The sequence below is a fragment of the uncultured Friedmanniella sp. genome (assembly GCF_964244005.1).
Classification (GTDB): Bacteria; Actinomycetota; Actinomycetes; order Propionibacteriales; family Propionibacteriaceae; genus Microlunatus.
On sequence record NZ_CAXTHG010000055.1, the window covers coordinates 1 to 3870 of the forward strand.

The following is a 3870-nucleotide window of genomic DNA, read 5'->3' on the forward strand; positions in this document are numbered from 1 at the left end:
CCGGCTACTATCCGAGCCAACCGAACCTGTTGCATCGACAGCTTGAATCCAAGGCGTCGACACGCGGGACCGATCTCAGGTGGAGGCAAGTATTGAGGGGCGGCGGGCGCGATAGCTCGTGAACAGCGTCTGGTCGGCGCCCAGCAGGGCGAAGGCGAGGTCGAAGCCGACGGTCGCGGCGAGGGCCGCGCCGGCGGTGGACCGCAGCCCCTGGCCGCCGACCACCACGGGGGCGAGGGTGAGGGAGAGCTCGTCCACCAGACCGGCGGCGAGGAGGTTGCGGTGCAGGCCCGGCCCGCCCTCGCAGAGCAGCCGGGACCAGCCGCGCTGGGTCAGCAGGTCGAGCGCAACCTCGAGGTCGATCGTCCGGCCCGACTCGACCACCTCCATGCCGGCGTCGCGCAGTCGCACAAGATCGGCGGCGGGCTTGCCGCTGGTCGTGATGATCATGACCGGACCGCCGGATCCCTGCCCCGGTTGGGCGATCGCGGGATCGAGCCGGGCCGAGCCGGAGATGATCACCAGCGCGGGAAAGGGTGACAGGCCAAGCTGCTCGCGTACGTCGGACTGCCAGGGCTGCAGGTCGATCGAGCGGTAGCCCTCCCGCCGGACGGTGCTCGCACCCACCACCACGGCGTCGGCCAGGGCCCGGTGCAACGCGAAGACGTACGCGTCGGTGGCCGTGCCCAGGCCGCCCGACTTTCCTTCCAGCCCCTGGACCGAACCGTCCAGGGAGGAGACGAAGTTGGTCCGCAGCCGGCGCCGGCCGTCCTCGGGATAGCGGTAGAGCTCCACCAGGTCGTCGTCGGCGAGGTCGCCGGGCTCGCGAGCGCCGCTCGCGGCGAGGAGCAGCTGCAGGGCGGGCCGGGACACCGACCCAGACTGGCACAATCACGGCATGGCGAAGAAGAACAGGCAGGCCGAGCCCGCGCCCGTACCGCAGCCGTTGAGCGAGCTGCTGCGGCTGCCGGCGGGCGCGGTCCACCTCGGCGGGACCGACACGGCGAGCACCGTCGGCTTCAGCGGCGGCAAGACCGAGGCGCCGGCCCGGACCGCGGCGCTGGAGCCGGAGCTGTCGGACCTCCAGGAGCGGCTGTACGCCGCCGGTCGTGCCGGCGAGGCCGGGGCACCGAAGGTCCTCGTCGTGCTGCAGGGCATGGACACCTCGGGCAAGGGTGGGGTGATCAGGCACGCGATCGGCATGGTCGACCCGCAGGGCGTCAAGATCAAGGCGTTCAAGGCGCCCACCGAGGAGGAACGCGCGCACCCCTACCTGTGGCGGATCGAGCGCGAGCTGCCGCCGCCCGGGGTGATCGGCATCTTCGACCGCTCGCACTACGAGGACGTGCTGACCGTACGAGTGAACTCGCTGGTCAAGGAGTCGGTCTGGGAGAAGCGCTACGACGAGATCAACGCCTGGGAGGACCAGCTCGTCGCCTCGGGCACCACGACCATCAAGTGCTTCCTGCACATCTCCAGCGCCGAGCAGAAGGCGCGGTTGGCCGCCCGGCTGGACGACCCGACCAAGTTCTGGAAGTACAACCCGGGCGACGTTGACGAGCGCAGCAAGTGGCTTGCCTACGTCGAGGCCTACGAGGCGGTGCTGGAACGCTGCAGCACCCAGCGCGCCCCGTGGTTCGTCGTCCCCTCGGATCGCAAGTGGTACCGCAACTGGGCCGTCGCGCAGCTGCTGGTCGAGCACCTGCGCGGCCTGGACCTGCCGTGGCCGCCCGCCGGCTTCGACGTCGAGGCGGAAAAGGTACGGCTGGCCGCCACGTAGTCCTAAGCGCAACCTGAGCGATACGTGCAACCCCTTCGGGGCCCTCGACAGGCTCGGGACGCGTCTAAGCGCCGACCACGGACAGGTGACGGGCGGGGAGGTCCTCGGCCTCGGTACCGAGGTCGTCGCCCAGGTCGACGAGCTCCATCGCGGAGACGACGTAGCGGACCAGAGCGACCTCGGCGATCTCGGGTTCGGCGCCCAAGGGATCCGACACGGCCACGGCGCCGGCCTCGTAGGCGAGCTCGGCCTGGCGGGAGTAGAGCAGTCCTGGTGCGAGGAACCAGCTGCCGACGGCGATGTGGCGCCGGCCCTGCCCGCGCAGGGTCCGGACGGCCTCGGCGGTCGTGGGTCCGGAAGCGACCGAGAAGGCGGTCACGCAGGGCAGCCGGTGGTGGGTGGCCCACTGCCGGGCGCGGCGGGCGACGATGGCGTTGCTGCGGACGTCGGTACTGCCGGCGGCGGCGAACACCAGGCCGTCGAGCTCACTCACCCGGCGGGCCCGCAGCACGTCGCGGAGCCGACGGTCGATCACCGACAGCAACGACGTCTCCGGCCCGATCGGGCGGGACGCCAGCACCCGCAGGTCAGGGTGGGCGGCCCGGATGGCGGCCACCACGGCCGGCACCTCGACCGCCGCGTGGAATGCGTCCGACAGCAGCAGCGGGACCAGCACGACCTCGGTCACCCCACGCAGCGCCAGCTCCTTGACCACTTGCGGCGCACTCGGGGCGCAGTGGTCGAGGAACGCCACCTCGATGTCGAGGGACGGCCGGATCTCCAGCAGGGCGGCTTTCATCCGCTGGCTGATCCGGGCGACGCGAGGGTCGCTGCTGCCGTGGCCGAGGAGCACGAGCGCAGGAGCGGTCATGACAGCTCCCTTTCTTCCGGTGGGGAACCAGCGGCCTCGCTGGCGGGGTGCGGCTCGGCGACGGTGCCCGAGATGGCTGAGGGTCCGGCCATGCCCGCGCCGAGGGTCCAGCCGTCCGCCTCGTCGACGAGGATGAACGCGCCGGTCGTGCGGTGCTCGCGGTACGGGTCGACGGGCAGCGCGGCGGCCAAACCCACCCGGACGCGGCCGATGTCGTTCAGGCCCAGCTTGCTGGCGGCCTGCCAGGTGGGCACGCCGCCGGCCGCGTAGACCAGGTCGAGGGCGCCGTCGATGGCCCGGACGATGCCCTTGGTCAGCGAGGTCCCGTGCTGCACCAGCACGCGCGCGCCGACCGTGAGCTCGCGCTCGGCCAGCCAGCAGACCGTGCCGAACAGCTCCCGGACCGGCGCCGGCGGGGCGTCGGTGGCGGCGAAGATGTCGCCGCGGGAAGCGTCGATGTCGTTGTCGAGCCGCAGGGTGACCGACTGGCCGGCGACGGCGATCTGCAGCGGTCCGTCGGCGGTGTCGATGGCCACGACCTTGGCGTGCGAGCCGCGCGGCAGCACGACGACCTCATCACCCACCCGGACCCGGCCCGACTCGACCTTGCCGGCGTAGCCACGGTAGTCCCCGTCTACGGCGGGCGCGGCCGCGGCCCAGGGCGGCAGGGCGGCATTCTGCGGCCGGATGACGTACTGCACCGGGAACCGGAAGTCCGCGCCGACCGCGACCGGGGTGTCGTCGACGGTCTCGAGGTAGCCGAGCACAGTCGGCCCCTCGTACCAGGGGGTCCGGGTCGAGCGGGTCACCACGTTGTCGCCCTCGGTGGCCGAGACCGGGATGCAGTGGCTGTCGCCGACCCCGAGGCTGCGGGCCAGGACCGCGAAGTCGGTCGCGATCGCGGTGAACACGTCCTCGGCGTAGTCGACGAGGTCGATCTTGTTGACCACGAGCACGACGTGCGGCACCCGCAGCAGCGAGGCGACCGCCAGGTGCCGGCGGGTCTGCTCGACGACCCCCTTGCGCGCGTCCACCAGCAGCACGATGACGTCCGCGGTGGAGGAGCCGGTGACGGTGTTTCGGGTGTACTGCACGTGCCCCGGGCAGTCGGCCAGGATGAACTTGCGCGCCGGGGTGTGAAAGTAGCGGTAGGCGACGTCGATGGTGATGCCCTGCTCGCGCTCGGCGCGCAGGCCGTCGGTGAGCAGCGCGAGGTCGG

At 71.9% G+C, this 3870-nt stretch carries 4 protein-coding genes; 1 reads left to right on the top strand and 3 read right to left on the bottom strand.

All coding sequences use genetic code 11. The features are described 5' to 3' along the window. Window positions 1-75 precede the first annotated feature (75 nt). Window positions 76-873, bottom strand: coding sequence for a dihydrofolate reductase family protein (locus ACFE76_RS20245; protein ID WP_375433588.1), 798 nt, complete (start codon window positions 871-873; stop codon window positions 76-78). A gap of 25 nt (window positions 874-898) precedes the next feature. On the opposite strand from ACFE76_RS20245, the gene ACFE76_RS20250 reads away from it, so the two are divergent. Continuing rightward, window positions 899-1780, top strand: a complete 882-nt coding sequence (locus ACFE76_RS20250) for a PPK2 family polyphosphate kinase (protein WP_375433589.1) — start codon at window positions 899-901, stop codon at window positions 1778-1780. A 64-nt stretch (window positions 1781-1844) separates the two neighbouring features. Here the strand turns inward: ACFE76_RS20250 and ACFE76_RS20255 are convergent, their stop codons facing one another. After that, window positions 1845-2651, bottom strand: a complete 807-nt coding sequence (locus tag ACFE76_RS20255; RefSeq protein WP_375433590.1) for a sirohydrochlorin chelatase — start codon at window positions 2649-2651, stop codon at window positions 1845-1847. After that, a partial coding sequence (locus ACFE76_RS20260; RefSeq protein ID WP_375433591.1) for a sulfate adenylyltransferase subunit 1 occupies window positions 2648-3870 on the bottom strand: 1223 nt, incomplete at its 5' end. The genes ACFE76_RS20260 and ACFE76_RS20255, both read right to left, overlap by 4 nt.

Excerpts from the sequence above, each read along its gene's own strand:
- ACFE76_RS20250 (WP_375433589.1), top strand. The coding sequence starts at position 899 with ATGGCGAAGAAGAACAGGCAGGCCGAGCCCGCGCCCGTACCGCAGCCG.
- ACFE76_RS20255 (WP_375433590.1), bottom strand. The coding sequence starts at position 2,651 with ATGACCGCTCCTGCGCTCGTGCTCCTCGGCCACGGCAGCAGCGACCCT.